The sequence below is a fragment of the Pseudomonas sp. BN415 genome, assembly GCF_029871195.1.
Classification (GTDB): domain Bacteria; phylum Pseudomonadota; class Gammaproteobacteria; order Pseudomonadales; family Pseudomonadaceae; genus Metapseudomonas; species Metapseudomonas resinovorans.
This window is the reverse complement of the sequence record NZ_SSOK01000053.1, coordinates 1-17,781: the sequence shown is the minus strand read 5'-3', so window position 1 is coordinate 17,781 and position 17,781 is coordinate 1. Positions and strand designations below refer to the sequence as shown.

Genomic DNA, 17,781 nt, shown 5'->3' with positions numbered 1-17,781 from the left:
GCACCGGGGCCACATCCGGTTGGGGACTAGAGTCCGAGGCTGACGTCGTACTCGTTCAGCCAGGTGTTGAGGCCGACCGCCAGCTCCATGCCCATGCGCTCGTACATGGGCGAGACACTGCCGAGCGGCTTGGCCAGGGTTTGTTGAATACGGCCGCTGTCGAGCAGGGGCGTCACCGGGGCGTTGCGATTGGCCTGGATGGCGGCCAGGGCATCACGCAGGGCTTGCTCGTAGGCCGGGTCTTGGGTCGAGGGGTAGGGGCTCTTGACCCGCTCGCTGATCGACGCCGGCAGCAGGTCGCGGGTCGCCGCACGCAGGATGCTTTTCTCCCGCCCATCGAAGGCCTTCATCGCCCAGGGGATGTTGAAGGCGTACTCGACCAAGCGGTGATCACAGAAGGGCACACGCACTTCGAGGCCGACGGCCATGCTCATGCGGTCCTTGCGGTCGAGCAGGGTCTGCACGAAGCGTGTCAGGTTGACGTAGCTCATCTGCCGCATGCGTTGGTCGACCGCACTTTCGCCCGGCAGTACCGGCGCCTCGGCGATGGCCTGGGCGTAGCTGTCGCGCAGGAAGCTGTGCATGTCCAGTTGGGCCAGCAGGCCCGGGTCGAACAGGGTCTTGCCGTCGAAGTACTTGCCGGTGACCGATGTCAGCCAGGGGAAGGTGTCGGCCTGGATCGCCTCCGGATCGTGGAACCAGCGGTAGCCACCGAACACCTCGTCCGCGCTCTCGCCGGACAGCGCCACCGTCGAGTGCTTGCGGACCTCCTGGAACAGCCGGTAGAGCGACGGCCACATGTCGCCCCAGAAAGCCGGTGGCAGGTCGAGGGCGCGGACGATCTGCGCACGCAGCGCCGGGTCGGCCAGCTCGCGGCTGTCGAGGATGATCTCCTGGTGGCTGGAGCGGATCATCTCCACCAGGTCGCGCACGAAGGGAGCGTCCGGCGTGCCGCGCACGGCATCGCCGGTGAAGCCGCTGCCGTGGTCGACGAAGTCGACGGAGAAGGAGCGGATGTTCTCCTTGCCTGCGGCCAGCAGCTTCTTCGAGGCCAGCGCGGTGATGATCGAGGAGTCAAGTCCGCCGGAGAGCAGGCTGCACAGCGGCACGTCGGCGACGATCTGGCGGCCGACGATGTCCTCCAGCAGGTCGCGGGTATGGCGGATGGTGTCGTCCAGCGTGTGTTCGTGCTCGCGTGCTTCTAGCTTCCAGTAGTGGCGACGGCCCAGGCCCTGGCGGTTGATGCGCACGATCTCGCCGGGCATCACCTCGCGCATGCCATCGAACACGGCATGGCCTGGCGTCTTCACCATCTCCAGGATTTCGCGCAGGCCGTCTGCACGCACTTTGCGCGGCACCAGCGGGTTAGCCAGTAGTGCCTTGGGCTCGGAGCCGAACACCACGCCGTCAGAAGTGGGGAAGTAGTACAGCGGCTTGATGCCCATGCGGTCGCGGATCAGCAGCAGCTCCTGTGAGCGCAGATCCCAGATGGCAAAGGCATACATGCCGTTGAGTTGCTCGACGAAGGCCTCACCCCATTCGACATAGGCGTGCAGCACCACCTCGGTGTCGCTGCGGGTTTTGAACTCATGACCGAGTCGCTGCAACTCGGTGCGCAGTTCGCGGAAGTTGTAGACCTCGCCGCTGTAGGTGATGGCAGCGACCTCGCGCGGGCCACCGTGCATCGCCGTCATCGGCTGGCGACCGCCCTTCAGGTCGATGATCGACAGGCGCCGATGGCCCAGGCCGACTGGCCCGTCGATCCACAGCCCGCCGGCATCCGGCCCGCGCAGGGCCATGGTTTCGGTCATGCGCTGCAGGGTGTCGCGTTGCGTTTCCAGGTTCTGGCTGTAGGACAGCCATCCAGCGATTCCACACATAGTCGTTCTCCTTGTGATTGGGTTACCCGAGGCTTTCCAGGTCGCTGTCCTCGGCCAGCAGCACGCGCGTCTCGCCATGGACGTAGCGCGTCGGTGCTGGGGTTTGGGCATGGGTTTCCAGGTCGTTGAGCAGGCGCTGCAGCGCCACGGCGGTGTCGAGGCCGGCGAAGGGCTGGCGGGGCGGTTCTTTGAGCGCTACGGCGCGCACCACCTGCCGGCACAGCCGCGAGAGCTTGTGCAGGGTGTCCAGCCCTGGCTCTTCGGGGGCGGTGGCGAACTCGTGCAGCAACTCCTCGGCGCCGTTGGTGCCGCGCGTCCAGATGCGCAACTGGTCGTGATCCCAGCGCGGGGTGTCGAAAACCAGGCGCGCATGGATCAGCCGGGCGTCGCGGTCGACGAAGCTGAAGTCCACGGTGCGCTGACGCGCGATGTTGACGAAGCTGGCGTAGCCAGTGACCCGCGCCTCGCCCAGGCTGGCGGTGAGCTGCACGGTATCGAGCACCTCTGCGCCGGAGATGGAGAAATCCGAGCGCACGCCGAGCACCCCATCGAGCCGGAGCTGGCCGGCGCGTGGGCAAATCCAGCCGAGCAGATCCAGGGCGTGGATCACCTCGCTGGTCACGCCGCAGGTGGGGCGGTAGTCGTTGATGCGATCCTTGCCCCAATGAAAGCTGGCACGCACCAACTGCCAGTCATGGCGCTCGACCCACTCGCGCAACTGCCGGGTCGCGTCCGAGTAGCGCTCCACCAGATCCAGGGCAAAGCCACTGACCTGATCCAGCTCACCTAGCAGCTCGTCCAGGTCGTCGCTCGGCGTGACCAGCGGCTTTTCGCAGAGCACGAAGCCCCGGTAGCCGGCCAGCTGCTTGAGCACGGGCGCATGGCTGTGGTCGTTGACGCTGACCACCACGATGTCTGGCGCGAACACCTGCAGCGCCTGGCCGACGCTGTCGAAGTAGGGCAGCTCGGTCGTCTTCTGTCGGCGCCCCACATAGGCCAGCGACAGCGGCAGGCCGGTACTCGTGGCGATATGCTCGAAGGCGCGGCGGTAGCGGGTGCCGGCGTATCCCAGGCCGATGATCAGGATCTTCATGCCGAGGCCTCCTGACGGATCAGCAGGCTCTCGTCGCTGACGGCGAAACCCAGGGTCTGGTACAGCGTGCCGGCGGCCTCAGTGCTCTGCAGCACCACGCAGCCGACGCCGCGGTTGGCGAACCAGCGCAGCAGGTGCTGCATCAATTGCCGGGCGATGCCGCGACCCCGCCACTGCGGCTCCACCACCACTGATTGCACCCAGCCGGACAGGCCATTGAGGCAGCCCGGCGCCGGCGCACGCTGGTCGATAATGGCGGTCACACAGCCCAGCACCTGACCGGACTCCTTGTGCTCGGCGGCGAGGATCTGCACGCAATCGCTCTCGCTCAGGCGGCTGCTCAGCCAGGTGCGGTAGGCCGCCCGCCAGCGCACCGCGTCCTCCAGCGTCCTGCTCGAATAGCTGGCGGTGGTGCCGTCCAGCAGATACGCGCGCAGATCCACCAGCCTGGGCAGGTCGGCCTGGGTCGCCGGGCGCACGGTGAGGAAGGATTGCTCCATCTCAGGCCACCTCCGCAGCGAACGCCCGGGAGGCCAGCGGAATGCTGAAATGCTCGAAGGTCTCGCGCAGCGACCGTGCCAGGTGTTCAATCTGCGCATCGCTGTGGTTCGGCGTAGCGTTGACGCGGAAGCGCTCCGTCCCTACCGGCACGGATGGATAGTTGATCGGCTGCAGGTACACACCATGGTTATGCAGCAGGCGCTCGGCAGCTGCCTTGCAGCGCTTGGCTTCACCTACCAGTACCGGCAGCACATGGGTTTTTGAGCAGGGCATCACCGGCACGTCGTAATGCTTGAGGCGCTCGCGCAGCTTGGTGGTCTGGGCATGCAGGTGATCGCGCTCGGTACTGCTGGCCTTGAGGTGCTCGACGCTGGCCAGGCAGCCTGCGGTGATCGCCGGCGGCAGCGAGGTGGTGAAGATGAAGCCAGTGGCGAAGGAGCGCACCGCATCGACGATCACTTGGGTCGAGGCGATATAGCCGCCGATCACACCGATGGCCTTGGCCATGGTGCCCTGGATGATGTCCACCTGATCGGCCACGCCCAGCTCGGCGGCGATACCGGCGCCGCGCGGGCCGTACATGCCTACCGCATGCACCTCGTCGAGATAGGTGAGGGCGTTGTAGCGCTTGGCTACCGCGACGATCTCGGCGATAGGGGCAATATCGCCGTCCATCGAGTAGACCGACTCGAACACCACGATCTTCGGCTGGCCCTGCGGGTAGCTGGCGAGGATCTGTTCGAGGTGAGCGACATCGTTGTGGCGGAAGATCTGGCGCTCGTTTGGCGTGGAGCGGATGCCGTTGACGATGGAGGCGTGGTTCAGCTCGTCGCTGATCACCACGCAGTCGGGGATGCGCCGCAGCAGGCATTGCAGGGTGGCATCGTTGGAGCCGAAGCCGGTGGGGAAGACCAGCGCCGCTTCCTTGTCGTGCCAGTCGGCCAGGCTCGCCTCCAGGCTGGCGTACAGCTCGTGCGAGCCGCCGATATTGCGCGAGCCGCCGGAGCCGGCGCCGTAGGTCTCCAGCGCGTCGTGCATCTGCTCGCGCACGGTTGGGTGCTGCGACATGCCGAGGTAGTCGTTGCTGCACCAGACCACCACCGGATCCTGCTCGCGACCGTCCAGCTTGGCCAGTGGGTACTGGCCGCAGATGCGGCTGAGGGTGGTGAAGGTGCGGTACTGGTTGGAGGACTTCAATGTCTCCAGTTGTTCCCGAAGAAGTGCTTGGTACATCCGTTTATCTCCTTAGCAAATGGGTGACACGTCTCTGCTGACTTCCTCATCTAGCGAGAGCCCTGGCCCGGGCATTTGCGGCCAGGTCGAGGTATTCTTCTCGGGATTTATAGGGGTTACAATTTGACTGTTTATCCTAGTACTGGAGGTAACCGGATGAGCGCGCCCCGCACAGCCGAACGCACTCGGGTAGAGCTGGCCGAATTCCTGCGTAGTCGCCGCGAGCGCATCTCGCCGGAAGAGGTGGGGCTACCCGCCGGCAGCCGAAGGCGCACGCCCGGGTTGCGCCGCGAGGAGGTGGCCGCGTTGGCGGGAGTAGGTTTGTCCTGGTACACCTGGCTCGAACAAGGGCGGGACATCAGCGTGTCCTCCAGCTTCCTCGACAACCTTTCCCGAGCTCTCAAGCTGGATGCCACCGAGCGTCGTCACCTGTTCCTGCTCGCTCACCAGCGCCTGCCGCCCGAGCCGGGGAAGACCTGGTGCACGGTGCCGGCGCTGATTCACCGGCTGATGGCCGACCTGCCGTCACGTCCGGCCTACGTGCTCAACCTGCGCTGGGATGTGTTGGCCTGGAACGCCGCAGCGGATCGGGTGTTCGGTTTCTCCGCGCTGCCCGCCGATCGCCGCAATCTGCTGTGGATGCTGTTCACCAGCCCGGCCATGTACGCGCTGTTCGACCCATGGGATGAACAAGCACTGCAGATCCTCTCCAGCTTCCGCCGCGACTTCGTGCGGGCGACCCAGGATCCGGATATCGCTGCGCTGGTGAAGGACCTGGAGAAGGCCTCGCCGGACTTTAGGGACTGGTGGCGGCAGCAGGACATCCATGGCGCTTGCCAGGGGATCCGTCATCTGAAGATCGAGGCGGTCGGCCAGGTGGTGTTCGAACACACCACGCTGACCATCGACGAGGATCGCCATTTGCGCCTGGTCTACTACGCGGCCAAGGAGGGCATGCCGCAGAGTCGTGCGTTCGAGCAGTGGCTGCTGCAGGAGCCGGCGCTGATATAAGCCCCGGCGCCTGTTGCTCAGCTAATCGACGGCCCGCGCTGGCGACCCAGTTGCCAGGACGCGCTGTTGCCCTGGATCACCGCCGACACGCTCTGCCCGAGCCGCTGCTCGATCACCGGCTTCCACGGCACCAGGCTGAAGCCGATGCCATCGTCGAGCAGGGCAAAGCGGCCGCTGGCCAGTTGCACGCTGCGCCGGTAGATCCCACTGATGCGCTGGCCCTCGACCGCCGAGCGGTACTGCAGGCCCGTCTGCGCTGAGATCTCGCGCGCCGCTGCCGTCAGCTCCCGCCCGCGCAGGGTGGCCAGCAGGTTGCGTGCGAGCACCACGCGTTGGCCCTGGCGTTCTGCCAGGCCCTGTTCCACCAGGAAATCCGCACGCTGTCGCAACGCTTCGCGCATCTCCTTGCCGAAGCCCTTGTCGACCAGCTCGCGGTTGCCGCCGATCAGCTGTTGGTCCAGCCAGGTCGCGCCGACGGCGCGCACCTGCTGCTCAAGGGGCAGCGGCGTGCGCAGCTCGACGGCGACGTCGCCCAGGCGGCGGGCGTCATGCTGCCGGCCTTGCTCTGGCAGATCGGCTGGCACCCGCCAGACCCCCTCGGTCAGCCGCTCGACGATACCAGCCCGACGCAAGGCTTCCAGGCGCCGGATGTGGCGCTCGACCAATGCTTCGGGATCCCGTCCTGCGACTGCCTGTGATCGCGCCAGGGCCAGGTGGTGATCGGGGCGATACAGGCCATCGGCAGCCAGCGCGGCAATCGAGCGATCCACTGCGCGCGGCTCGCTCAGACTGCGTGTTTCCACCACACCGCCGATGGGGTAGTCGGCCAGTTCCGCGCGGGCCGGCAGCGTCAGGTAATGCGCCTTGCCGTCGAGACCGTCGACCACCAGGTAGCCGCGGTCGTGTAGCTCGTCGGCCAGCCCCTTGGCCATGATTCGACCGACCACTTCGGGACCATCCTTGCCCGGCTCGAAGACTGTCAGCTCTCGCTGCACGCTACCCATGGCCCGCTGCATCGTGCGCACGATATCGCCTCGCTCGCCCATGGCGCGCAAGGTGGCCTCGGCGCGGTTGTGCATCCTCCAGTATCCGGGGCGATCCTCGTGGGCCAGGCCCAGCTGTTGCAGATGCTGCAAGCGGCCGATCAGAAATTGCCGCTGGGGGTGGTAGGCGAGGGCTTTCAGGCGCAGCTCGCCTGCCCGATGCGCACGTTCCAGGGTGCGGTCCAGGTGGGTCCAGCGCTCCTGCTGCACCTCGCGCTGCAGGCTTAGTTGGACCTCCAGCTCGGTGCGCGGCCCCAGCCATTCGGTGGCCAGCTCCGCGGCTCGGTTGCGCATGCCTTCGGCGATGTAGTCGCGGGCGATCACCAGGTCCTTGCCGGTGTCGTCCTTGCCGCGCAGGACGATGTGGGTGTGCGGGTTGTCGGTGTTCCAGTGGTCGACTGCTACCCAGTCGAGGCGGGTGCCAAGGTCGGCCTCCATCCGGCTCATCAGGTGGCGGGTATAAGTGCGCAGGTCGTCGAGCTGCTCGGCATCCTCGGGCGAGACGATGAAGCGAAACTGATGGCGGTCGTCCCGGCCGCGCTCCTCGAACGCATTGAGGTCGGCCTGGTCGGTCAGCGGCCCGTAGGCCTGGCCCGGATCGCCCTCGCGACTGACGCCGTCGCGCTCGATGTAGCGCAGGTGGCTGAGCGTCGAGCGCTTGCCTGCCTGGCGCAGGTTCACCAGGCGGGTCTTGATGGTGACGCGGCGGGCGTTGGACGGCAGTTGCTGCCCGCTGAAACGAGCGGCGACATGCCCGCGGCCGAGGCGGGCGCCGGGCTGCTGGCCGGCCTTGCGCGGCTTGCCGGTACCGGCTTTGTTGGCCTGGCGCAGCACCTGGTTGACGAAGGGTTGGCCGCGTTGCTGCGGCTTGCCCGGCTGCGGGCGAAAGCGCAATTCGTCGTCCTGACGACTTCCCTTGCTCATATCTAAGACTCCTCCAAATTGATCGCGGTACGGCGTATCAGGCACGCTCCCAGGCCGTTGCCGCTGTGGTGCGAACACGATTTCGGCACCTGGCGACACCGGCGCTGTGTCGCCGCCAACCCCCGTGCAGACTGCTTCCTGGGCCAACGAAGTGCCGCCCCCTTTTATCTTGCCCTCCGCTTTTTCCCGGCCTTGGCGCTCCTGGACTCGGTGATCAGGTAGGACGGAGGAGACCTCGGCGCAGGTCTGAGCAGGCAGGCGAGGGCATGACCAACGGCACAGTGGCGGCGCTCGGCTGCGCACCCCGAGCACACACCATCTGCGGTCGGGTCGACATGGGAACGACCCGCTCATCGACGCGACTCCATCCACAACGGCTGCGCCCGACCGATCACCGTGCTGGCCGGGACAGGCCCGAAGTAGCGGCTGTCGAATGACTCCAGGTTGGTGCTTAGCAGGAAGAGTTCATCGCCAGTCAGGCGCCGGCATTCTTGCCAGGCCGGCAGCGTGCGACCTTGTCGATCCTTGCGCAGTTGCCTGGCGACCAACGCGCCGTCGATGAGCACCTGATTGCCCTGCACGCACACCTGCTGCGGTGCCCTGGCCGCCACAGATTTCAATAGCGGTACGTTCGCTGGCAGGTAACCCCGTCGTACCGCCAGCCTCATCACCCCGGGCGGCAGGTGGACCAGCACCAGGTTGCCAACTGAAATCGAGCTGGCAGGCCCGATGCGGTAACAGCCGATGGGCACGCTGTCGGAGGCGTTGTAGACGAGCAGCGGCGGCGATGTCGCGCACGCTGCCCATCCCAGGAAGATCAGGCTGCCAGCAACCAGTGCCAGTGGCTGCCACGCACCACGCGTACCCGCTGTCATGGCGTGGCCTCCGGAAACTGCCGCTCCAGCACCTCGCGCAGCATCTCCGCCATCGTCACGCCGCGGTCGAAGGCCGCCAGCTTGATGCGCGTACGCAGTGCCGGCGTGATATCCAGTGTCAGCCGTGCCGTATAGCGTTCGACCTTGCCGTTGTCGATGGCCGCGCCTTGGCGTATCCAGGCCTCGGCCTGTGGATCGGCCAACGGGCGTGCACCGATGCCGATGCGCTTGCCGCTCATGGCGACCACCTCAACAGCTCATCCACCAGGCTGCTGACCTCGCGTGCGGCGGCGCTATCCGGGGCCAGTTCGCGTGCCAGGCGACCGGCTGCCACGCTCTCGGCGAAGACGATGCGCTGGCGCACCTCGGCCTGCAGGGCGGGCAGTGGCTGGTCGGCCAGGGCGCCGCGGGCTTCCCGGCCAATCACCGTGGTACTGATGCGTCGGTTGATGGCGAATGCCGCGCGCAGGGTAGGGCGGAACACCTGCGCCTCGCGGATCAGATTGACCATCTCGGCGCTGGCCCAGAGGTCATAGGGACTGGGCTGCACCGGGATCAAGACACGATCGGCCGCCAGCAGCGCCGAGCGGGCGAGGGCGGCGATGCGGGGAGGGCCGTCGATGATCACGTGGTCGGCGCGTCGGGCCAGCTCCGGGGCCTCCTGGTGCAGCGTCTCGCGTGCCAGGCCAACCGCGCTGAACAGCCGTGGCAACCCCTGTTGGCTGCGTCGCTGGGTCCAGTCCAGGGCGGAGCCCTGAGGGTCGGCATCGAGCAGGATCACGTTCAGCCCGCGCAGGGCCAGTTCGCCAGCGATGTGGGTGGCCAGGGTGGTCTTGCCGACCCCGCCTTTTTGGTTGAGCAGGGCGATGATCATGGCCGGATCTCCCCAGCCAAGTCGCCCTGATCAACGCCTGTCCACAGATGAGCGCTGGCCCAATAACAAGTTAGAGCTTTTAAGTTAGTAAAGTTAAGGGAGGCTGGAGGCCCCGCCAGCCGTGGCTTGCAGAGCAGTTTGTGCGCCTGATAGCACGATAGTCGTGCGCCTGATAGCACGAGCCCGGTTGCGCCTGATAGCACGAGTGAATTCACAGCTTTTCCGCAGGTTATCCCCGTGCCGTCTACGGCACGGGCCGAAAGGCCAGCAGCTCGATCGAAGGCGGCATCCGGACGATGTCCAGGTGGTACCCCGGTAGCGATTGGCGAGTGACCAGGGTGCGCAGGTCGAGGGCGAAGTCCGAGTAGCGCGCCGTGCTCCCCGATTTGCGGTAAAGGTGGCGAAAGTCGAACTGCCAGCCGTCCTCCTGTTTGCCGCCGTGCTTGCGCACCAGGCGGTACAGCCAGCGCTCGATGCCGCCGGTGAGGCGGAAGTAGGCCGGGTCGATGGTCAGTACCAGGGCCTGGTCGAGCACCCCGCTGTAGAACCAGTCCGGCAGGATCAGCTCGATGCCTAGCGGACGGCCATCTGCCGCGGCCAATTCCTTCCACTCGTTGATCCAGGAAAAGCGGTGCAGGCGCCGGCCGGTGGTCTCGCGGATCGAGGTGGCCACGCTGGTCGACTGCAGCCGATCCAGAGCGGCCTTGAGGCGCTGGTAGTCGCGGAGCGAAGTGCCACGGCCGATGAAGCGCAGGATCTGGTAGGGCGTCGCCCGCATCAGGCGCGACGTGGGGATACCCGCATCGCGCGCCTCGACGATCTGGCTGGCCGCCCAGATCAGGATGTCGGCATCCCAGATCGTGGCGATGCCATGTTCCAGCGTGCCCTCCACACGTACCGTCACCTCGCCGGAGCGAAAGTCGATGGGGACCGTGCGCCGCGACTTGGCCAGCGAGAAGAACGGATGCGCCATCAGGTCCTGGGCGTCGCGCGGTGCGATGTCGCCCGGCAGGGCGCGGAACAGATCCAGTTGCTCGCTCTGTACGGGTTGATCGAGCACGCCAGGATTCATGGGCAAGGGCTTCACTGTTCATCACGCGCAGCTCCCGGGTGGCGGTCGAGGTACTCGGGATCGAAGGTGGTCTCGAAACTGCGCTCACTGGCCCAGGTTTCGAGATCGGTCAGGGCATACATCACCCGGCGACCGAACTTGTGAAAGCGCGGCCCGCCGCCGATCACGCGCTGCTTCTCCAGCGTGCGCGGCGAAAGCCGCAGAAAGGCCGCTGCTTCGCTGTTGGTGAGGTAGCGAGGGGCAGGGGAGGCCTGTGGCGCATGCGGGCCACTAGCGCTCGCAACGGGCCTCATGGCATGGGCCGTCGGCCCGGCTTTGCGGTGCAGGGGGGAGTCGAGATCGACGTGATGCGAATGCCGGGAAAGATCGGGTGAGTGCGACATGGTGTGTCCTCCGTTGACGTGGGAGGTGCACCGTGCGACAGCCGTCGCGCTCGATCATGCCGGGTTGGGTCTGGGCGAATGCGAAGGCAAGAGCGGCGTGGATTGATACCCGAAAGGTCTGGGCGCTGACCTAGCACGCCCATCTATGCGTGTGACCGTCCGTGATGCACAAACGCACAGAGCTCCGTGCTTGCAGCACTACGGATTGGCGGATCTACGGCTTTCTGCAAAACCGGAAAATCGCATCGGCGGATTTCCGTAAATCCGTAAAAGCGTAAATCCGCTTCTCCACACATCCGTAAATCCGTAGAAGCGGATCGGCGGATTTGTGCAAAGACGTAAGTCCGTAACGGTCTGAATCAGCAGCCCCACAGGGCGTCTGCTTCGAGGGGGCGTGCCTGGTGCCGGTACCCGTGCATTAGCTTCCCGGGTGGGGCGCGCGGGTGGCCGACAGGAAAGGGGCGCAAAAAACTAAGGCACCGGGCCAATCCCGGTGCCCGCAGCTCACACTACTTGTTCCAGAACACATGCACCTGCTCGAAGCCTGTCTCCAGGGTGAACAGGTCGCCGCCGATCTCCATGGGTGGTGGCGACCGGTATCCAGTGGTGATCTGGATCTACTCGGCGAGGCGAAATGCCGAGGCCATTCTTTCCTGTTCTTTCGCGCTGACGCCCAACTTTTTGGCCGCAGGTCGCCAGAGCAGTCGAACCTTTGCCTGAAAGTCTTCGATGATTTCCAGAGCTTCCTGCTGCTTGAGCCGGAAGTAGCCGGCAACAGAAATAGCCAAGTCCAGGTCGAGAGCGTTGTCGGACTCCGAGACGTTCAGCTTCAGCCCGTCGGAGTAGGGCACCGGATTCATATCGTAGGCCGCGGAAAGCTGCCATCCCTTGCCTGGGAAGAGGATAAAACCATGGTTGCGCAAGTGGTCATCGGTATTGCTGACTAGCATGTTGAAAACGATGCGCTTCCACAGCTCCTGAAGATCAGCTTCTGGCGTGGCTCCGTGCCGTATCAGCACTTCGGCGATTTCCAGGTAGCTGGCGCCGGTTGAGTGGTCATCGCCATCCACATGCTCCGTCATGGTCATGGCAGAGGCGAAGTGTAATCTCTTGCCCGTGGCGGTGCGGTCGAAGCGCTTGACCATGAAGCAGTGATGGTTGCTGGCATATTTCCCCGCGGTGGCTTCCGCCACGCGCAAGCCGCAGGCGTTGGCCAGGATATTGACCACCATTTCCCAGGCGCCGACATCGTATTCGTCGTTGTTGCTGGGGAACTTGGCGATCCACAAGCTGTTGTCCGGATCTACCACGCTGGCTTTGGGCCGGGCGCCACCCAGTGAGCCGCCCGGGGCTATCAGCATCTTCAACCAGTCTCGGCCGTCACTCATGTCCTCGCCCTGTTCGAAGCGCCTGGAGGCCTCTTCAAGCTCGCGCATACTGGTCATGGGCGGTGCCGCCATGTCGTGGTGGTCATCTAGGAACGGTCCATCCACATCCGTCTTGAAGCGTATGGCTCCTGCTCGGAAGCTATCGTGGACGCCCAGCAGATAGTCGGACTCGAATAGCTTCGAGCCCTCTACGGCGGCCCCAGCTCGCATGTCCCGTTCATGCCTGCGCCGCATCAGCAAACGCCCCCAGCGGTCAGGCGATGCGTCGGCGAAGATACCGAAAGTGGCTGCACCCTGGGCGGAGAACTGGCGCCCCGCGAATGGCTGGAGCCGCGGATCAAGCAGCGCTTGTTGCGCCAGGCCAGCCAATGCCGCGTCGGCGAATTCGAACTCGAACCGCTCGGTACCGCGTGTGCGCTGGCAATGCAGGGTACCCAAGCTTTGCGGGCCATCGAGCCCCACCCAATCGGCGAAGACCAGGATCTGGCTAGCCATTGAGTTCCTCCATCAACTGGGCTGCCAGGTCGGCGCCGGTAACGACTTTCTTCCGGGCTGATTTGGCTTTGGAGGAGACTTGCTCAATGGTCTTGGAATGTGTCGTCGCAGGACGCTGGGGCTCACCGACTGTCGACTTGATCAGCTCTCCCGCAGCCGGTTTTGAGGCGCTTCGTTGAGAAGTGGGCTGGCGTGGCGGGGCCGGCTTGTTCTTGCTGGCAGTCGTCCTCGACGGTGACAGGGCTGCATCCTGCAGGTGGCGACCAAGTTCATCATGCAAAGCTATCTGAGCAATGTCTTTTTCCAGCCCCAGGACCTGCAGCACGGCCATGTAGGCACCAAGGGTCACGCCGGCGCTGCCTTGCTCAAGAGACCTGAGGGTCGGCAGAGACATGCCGGCCCGCTCGGCCATTTGCTTGGCCGTGATCTTGCGACGCTTGCGCGCGAGTATCAGACGCTCGCCAAGCTCTGCGAGCAGTCGATCAGATCCGGGCAGCAGTGGGGCGGTGCGCTTTGCCATTTGGAAAATATTCTTTCAGAAAAAGTCTGATGATGAAGGAATAATAGCACCTGCCCTCTCATTTTTCTCTAGGACAGGGTTCTAGGGTAAAACTATTACTTAACTTTTACCAAAAAGATGAAGCAATATTTTCACTCTTATGAAGGGTGATAGGTCCCGGAGCACACCGCCAGGGGCATTCATGAATGCTGCTTAGCGCCACGGCTGCTTCAGATCGAATCTTCCCGTATGCACAACGTGTCGCCGTTTCTGGATTCTGGCGACATGTTTTGTTTTCGTGTCGCTGGTGACGACATGTGGGCACACCGTATTTTCGAAACGGCGTCATTACGACGTAATGGCTCAAGACTCGGTGAATAGTGAGGAGCGCCATGGGACGCCTGATGAGGGCTGAGATACTGCTCGCCTGCTTCTCGCTGATGGCTGGGTGCGTGCAGCACCCGATCAGCCTCCAGGGTGGGGCGCGCGGGTGTCCGAACGGACAGGGGCGCAAAAAACAAGGGCACCGGGTTAATCCCGGTACCCTCAGCCTGTGCTACCTGTTCCAGAACACATGCACCTGCTCGAAGCTCGTTTCGAGGGTGAACAGATCGCCGCCGATCTCCATGTCGCGGGCCATGGCTCGGTAGTCAATGTAGTGGGCGAGATGTTGAGGAATGCTGGTGGTCTGCTCAGTGAGTTCCTGGGCATAGTCGGCCAGCGAGGCGTAGCAACCGCAGTAGTCCTCCTCGGCGGTCTTGCGCGCTTGCTCCAGATCGTTGAAATGGGAGAGCAGGGCGCCGCCAAAGTCGGGGTACTCCTCCATGAAGCAGGCGATCTCGTGGGCGGCGTGCAGCCCCTCGTATTCGCCAAGGCGGTAGCCGTCGAAGCCCTCGAAGTCGTGGATGGCGTACTCCTCTGCACCCTCGACGGGCGAGGCTGCCAGCATCGCGTCGACCTTCGCCTGGATGTCATCCATGTCCAGGGTTGCATCGATCCAGACACCATGCAGATGACCGGCGTTGTAGGCGGCCAGGTCGGCAACGTAGATCCTGATTTCTTCGTTCATGGTTTTCGCTCCTTCGTCTTCAGGGTTCTGCGCTTGCGTCGCGCATGAACCCCTGCCGACTAGGGCGACTAAGGCCGTCGTGAAAAAATCCAGAAAAATCGCGGAGGCTCCACCCAGCGCAGCGGCCGGGTGGAAACCGTCTATTTTTCTTGAGTTTGAGGGGGCAAGAACCCCTGCTCTGGGAAAAGAGAAGCGTCAGCACCCTGTGGTGACCTGCCACGTTGATCCGACGCGGCTACTCCGCTCAATGGCAAGCTTGTTGCTCAAGAGATGGCTGGGTGTACCTACTACTCTCGCCATTGGGCATACTCGGTTGGCCTGAGGATGGCTGGGAATGGCCTGGGTCCTCCGCGTCACTCACAAATCCTGGAAAGGGATAGATAGCAGAAGGAGCAGGGATGGGCGTATTCACTCCCGCTGGAGAAACACGCGTCGCGGTCCTGGTCGATTGCGACAACGTATCTCCCGAGATTCTGGAACACGCGCTGCGTGTCGTTGCCCAGTTCGGGCGTGTGGTGCTTCGCAGAGGTTATGGAAACCACGGATCGCTGGCCAACAAATGGCAGGAAGCCTTGGTTCGCTTGGCATTCACGCCATGCCTTCAGTACCAGTACGCAGCGGGCAAGAATACTTCGGATATCGCGTTGGCGCTCGATGCCCTGGAAGCGCTCTTCGACCATCGGGTCGACACCTTCTGCCTGGTCACTAGCGACTCGGACTTTGCCTACCTCTGCCGCAAGCTCCGTGAGCGGGGAGCCACGGTCTGCATTGTCGGTGAGTCCAAAACGCCCGCCGCACTTCGCAATGCCAGCGATCAGTTCTTCGAATGGAGTCGTGACGAGCACGCCGAAGAACCCGCGGAGCAGACCGAGAAACCTGCCGCCAAGCCTGATGCCGGTCTGAAAGTTGAGCCCGCGAAGCCTGACTCCGCAAAGCCTGCCGTCAAACGCAGGCCGAGGTTCGTTGTGGATGCAGTGTCCTTACTTGCCGCTAGGACCAGCGAGGGCAAGGTTACGCTGAGCGCTCTGGGGCAATACCTGAAACGAACTGATCCAGCATTTTCACCCAGCGCATACGGTCACTCGGGCCTGCTCGACATGATCAAGACCTACGACCTGCTACAGCTCGTCCAAGAAAACGGTGGCCACTGGAGCGTGAGCCTTGCCGCACGCGAAGAAGCCGCGCCCGAAGTCATCAACTGATCCGCATCTTGCAAAAAAGGGGGCCAGGCCCCCTTGGCTCAGATGAGCCCATGCTCCGCGAAGGAGACTGACCGGGTTCCTGCGATGATGATGTGATCCAGCGTGCGCACATCCACCAGTGCTAATGCTTCCTTGATGCGCCGGGTGATCGACTTGTCCGCTTCGCTGGGCTCTGGATTACCGCTGGGATGGTTGTGAGCGATGATCGCCGCGGCTGCATTCAGGTGCAGAGCTTCTTTGACGACCTCACGTGGATAGACCGCTGTGCTGTCGATAGTGCCCTGGAAAAGCTCGACGTACTGGATCAGTCGATGCTTGGCGTCCAGGAACAATACCGCGAACACCTCGCGCTCGTAGCTGGCCAGCTTGGCGCGAAGATAGTCCTTGACCACATCCGGCGAAGTGAAGCTGGCACCACGCTGCAGCTTGCAATCGATGGCCTGGCGCGCGGCTTCAAGGATCTGATCGGCTGATGCCGGCAGATAGCACCCTTGGTCGTCACGCACGAGCAGGGTAGCGGCGATAGCTGGGATAGGTTGCGACATGGTCGTTCTCCGGTTACTCGGGCGGAATTGCCCGATCCCGGACCAGCACGGCGCAGCGCAGCAGTCAGGGGGCGAAAGCCGGCCTGGCCGCAAGCGTGCTCCGCACGCGCAGCCCTTGACGGCGAGAACGTCGTGATAGGGTGAAGGGAAACAGCAAGACCGCCCTCCGGACTTTCATGTGGCACCAACGGCAAGCGAAGCGCGCAGGCCCAAGGGGCCGGAGAGGAAATGCGCGTCCCCCAAGAAAGCCCATCGCTAAGCAGAAAGCTCGAGCCGGCTGAACCGGCTCGCGCTTCCAGCCTACAGCGTCAAAGGCAGATCCTTGATCCGCTGCTCATTGCGCTGCAGTGAACTCAGCCGCTGGTGAATACGGCTCAGAAAGCCGACCTCGAAGGCACGCCTTTCCATTGCGCAGGGAAGAAGATCACGCTCCGCGATCATGATCGCCCAGAGCCAGCCGCTGCGAGCGTTGTCGAGCCAGGTCTGGGCCAATCCCACGCCTTGGTTGAATGCCTGTCGGCAGTCCGCGGCCCAGATGATCTCCATGCCTGGATGACCATCGTGTGGCGGGAGGCAAGTCATGACGCCCTCGCTCATCGGGCACCTCCTCGTGCTTCAGAAAGCGCACGGCGGAACAGCACGACCATCTCGTCGAGCAGATCCTGGGCCGAGTAGGCCGCAATCCGTAAGCGCAGATTCTCTGATTGGAATCCATCCGGCCCGGCCATTTGGTCCAGCAGATTGCCGAGCATGGTTGCGCGCAGTTCAGCTGCAGCCTCGACGGGTAGGGGAGAACGCTCGGATTCATGCAGCGGGCTTGGCCGCCTGGGAAAGGGTATAACGCAGGTTTCGAACTCAGCCATGGCACACCTCCAGAACAGAGGTGAACAAGACCAGAATCCCAAGGCGGAGCTCTCGGGTAAAAAGGAGGTAGCGCATTTTCCTTATGCTCCTTGGACGGATTAAGGAGCCGCCTACCAGCCTTCTCACGAGCATAGGAGGCGGACCGTGCAAGGGTGAGAATCCGGCGTCCAAGGAAACCGGCCAGGCAAAAGCCCGCCTCACACGGTCCGCCATAGAAACGCAGTAGCACAATGCGTAAACATTGGCTCTGCTCTACAGCGCTACCGCGCCTTGGACAACATTCGGGTTCTCACGCCCGGTCATGGGATTGACCATGACGGGCGCACTCTAGCCTGCGGGTTCCAGGTTGGCAACCTACTGTGGCGTAGTTGGATTGGTCGTCAATTTCAGTGGTCAAGCGGATCGTCGCGGCGACCTGAATCCAGAAGCAATGGAACGCGCCTCACCTTGAGGTGTAGTGGTCTACTGATCCCAGACACCGATTTAGGCGAGAATCCTCGCCGTGAGAGAGGTGTCTGATGAGCAAGCAACAACGTACGTTTTCCGCCGAGTTCAAGCGAGAGGCCGCCGCCCTGGTGCTGGACCAAGGCTACAGCCATATCGAAGCCTGCCCTTCGCTGGGGGGGGGATTCGGCCTTGCGCCGTTGGGTGAAACAGCTCCAGGCGGAACGCCAAGGCGTGACCCCGAAGAGCAAGGCGCTGACGCCCGAGCAGCAGAAGATCCAGGAGCTGGAGGCCCGGATCAGCCGGCTGGAGCGGGAGAAAGCGATCCTAAAAAACCGCCTCCCCGGCGCACCGCGGCCCATTGGGATAGAAACACGGTCACTACA

At 63.8% G+C, this 17,781-nt stretch carries 18 protein-coding genes and 1 pseudogene; 3 read left to right on the top strand and 16 right to left on the bottom strand.

Translation table 11 applies throughout. The annotated features are described in order from the left end of the window. Positions 1-26: 26 nt before the first annotated feature. From asnB to hemA, 4 genes are read right to left on the bottom strand one after another with little or no spacing between them, the layout of a single operon-like run. Positions 27-1,880 (bottom strand): asparagine synthase (glutamine-hydrolyzing), encoded by a 1,854-nt coding sequence (gene asnB, locus E8F20_RS13215; RefSeq protein WP_280284116.1) that lies wholly within the window; start codon positions 1,878-1,880, stop codon positions 27-29. Between the two features lie 22 nt (positions 1,881-1,902). Continuing rightward, positions 1,903-2,973, bottom strand: coding sequence for a Gfo/Idh/MocA family oxidoreductase (locus E8F20_RS13210; RefSeq protein WP_280284115.1), 1,071 nt, complete (start codon positions 2,971-2,973; stop codon positions 1,903-1,905). After that, entirely contained in the window at positions 2,970-3,473 is a 504-nt protein-coding gene (locus E8F20_RS13205; RefSeq protein WP_280284114.1) for a GNAT family N-acetyltransferase, read from the bottom strand. Before E8F20_RS13205 ends, E8F20_RS13210 begins: the two co-directional genes overlap by 4 nt. 1 nt (position 3,474) lies before the next feature. After that, a complete protein-coding gene (gene hemA / locus E8F20_RS13200; RefSeq protein ID WP_280284113.1) occupies positions 3,475-4,707 on the bottom strand; it encodes a 5-aminolevulinate synthase in 1,233 nt (410 codons plus the stop codon). A gap of 156 nt (positions 4,708-4,863) precedes the next feature. On the opposite strand from hemA, the gene E8F20_RS13195 reads away from it, so the two are divergent. Continuing rightward, a complete protein-coding gene (locus E8F20_RS13195) occupies positions 4,864-5,718 on the top strand; it encodes a helix-turn-helix transcriptional regulator (protein WP_280284112.1) in 855 nt (284 codons plus the stop codon). A gap of 17 nt (positions 5,719-5,735) precedes the next feature. Here E8F20_RS13195 and E8F20_RS13190 read toward each other — a convergent pair whose 3' ends face one another. The 9 genes from E8F20_RS13190 to E8F20_RS13150 form a co-directional block, all read right to left on the bottom strand. Continuing rightward, positions 5,736-7,685, bottom strand: a complete 1,950-nt coding sequence (locus E8F20_RS13190) for a relaxase/mobilization nuclease and DUF3363 domain-containing protein (protein ID WP_280284111.1) — start codon at positions 7,683-7,685, stop codon at positions 5,736-5,738. A 350-nt stretch (positions 7,686-8,035) separates the two neighbouring features. Beyond that, the gene (locus tag E8F20_RS13185) at positions 8,036-8,560 is read right to left on the bottom strand and encodes a S26 family signal peptidase (RefSeq protein ID WP_280284110.1); all 525 of its coding nucleotides are present in this window, start codon (positions 8,558-8,560) and stop codon (positions 8,036-8,038) included. After that, positions 8,557-8,799, bottom strand: coding sequence for a hypothetical protein (locus tag E8F20_RS13180; RefSeq protein ID WP_280284109.1), 243 nt, complete (start codon positions 8,797-8,799; stop codon positions 8,557-8,559). The genes E8F20_RS13185 and E8F20_RS13180 overlap by 4 nt, the downstream gene beginning before the upstream one ends. Then, positions 8,796-9,434, bottom strand: a complete 639-nt coding sequence (gene parA / locus E8F20_RS13175) for a ParA family partition ATPase (protein ID WP_280284108.1) — start codon at positions 9,432-9,434, stop codon at positions 8,796-8,798. Before parA ends, E8F20_RS13180 begins: the two co-directional genes overlap by 4 nt. Before the next feature lie 244 nt (positions 9,435-9,678). Next, the gene (locus tag E8F20_RS13170; RefSeq protein WP_280284107.1) at positions 9,679-10,506 is read right to left on the bottom strand and encodes a replication initiator protein A; all 828 of its coding nucleotides are present in this window, start codon (positions 10,504-10,506) and stop codon (positions 9,679-9,681) included. Between the two features lie 11 nt (positions 10,507-10,517). After that, positions 10,518-10,799 (bottom strand): helix-turn-helix domain-containing protein, encoded by a 282-nt coding sequence (locus E8F20_RS13165; protein ID WP_280284341.1) that lies wholly within the window; start codon positions 10,797-10,799, stop codon positions 10,518-10,520. Positions 10,800-11,506: 707 nt separating this feature from the next. After that, a complete protein-coding gene (locus E8F20_RS13160) occupies positions 11,507-12,772 on the bottom strand; it encodes a HipA domain-containing protein (protein WP_280284106.1) in 1,266 nt (421 codons plus the stop codon). Beyond that, positions 12,765-13,292, bottom strand: coding sequence for a helix-turn-helix transcriptional regulator (locus E8F20_RS13155; RefSeq protein WP_280284105.1), 528 nt, complete (start codon positions 13,290-13,292; stop codon positions 12,765-12,767). Before E8F20_RS13155 ends, E8F20_RS13160 begins: the two co-directional genes overlap by 8 nt. 535 nt (positions 13,293-13,827) lie before the next feature. Next, complete coding sequence (locus E8F20_RS13150; protein ID WP_280284104.1) at positions 13,828-14,340, bottom strand: antirestriction protein ArdA; 513 nt, start codon at positions 14,338-14,340, stop codon at positions 13,828-13,830. Positions 14,341-14,738: 398 nt separating this feature from the next. On the opposite strand from E8F20_RS13150, the gene E8F20_RS13145 reads away from it, so the two are divergent. Then, the gene (locus E8F20_RS13145; RefSeq protein ID WP_280284103.1) at positions 14,739-15,542 is read left to right on the top strand and encodes an NYN domain-containing protein; all 804 of its coding nucleotides are present in this window, start codon (positions 14,739-14,741) and stop codon (positions 15,540-15,542) included. Between the two features lie 38 nt (positions 15,543-15,580). Here the strand turns inward: E8F20_RS13145 and radC are convergent, their stop codons facing one another. From radC to E8F20_RS13130, 3 genes are all read right to left on the bottom strand, one after another. After that, entirely contained in the window at positions 15,581-16,087 is a 507-nt protein-coding gene (gene radC, locus E8F20_RS13140; protein ID WP_280284102.1) for a DNA repair protein RadC, read from the bottom strand. A gap of 300 nt (positions 16,088-16,387) precedes the next feature. Continuing rightward, entirely contained in the window at positions 16,388-16,684 is a 297-nt protein-coding gene (locus tag E8F20_RS13135) for a LasR-specific antiactivator QslA (protein WP_280284101.1), read from the bottom strand. Then, the gene (locus E8F20_RS13130) at positions 16,681-16,950 is read right to left on the bottom strand and encodes a hypothetical protein (protein WP_280284100.1); all 270 of its coding nucleotides are present in this window, start codon (positions 16,948-16,950) and stop codon (positions 16,681-16,683) included. The genes E8F20_RS13135 and E8F20_RS13130 overlap by 4 nt, the downstream gene beginning before the upstream one ends. Before the next feature lie 519 nt (positions 16,951-17,469). Here E8F20_RS13130 and E8F20_RS13125 point away from each other — a divergent pair. Continuing rightward, positions 17,470-17,781 (top strand): annotated as a pseudogene (locus tag E8F20_RS13125) (transposase); the annotation flags it as partial.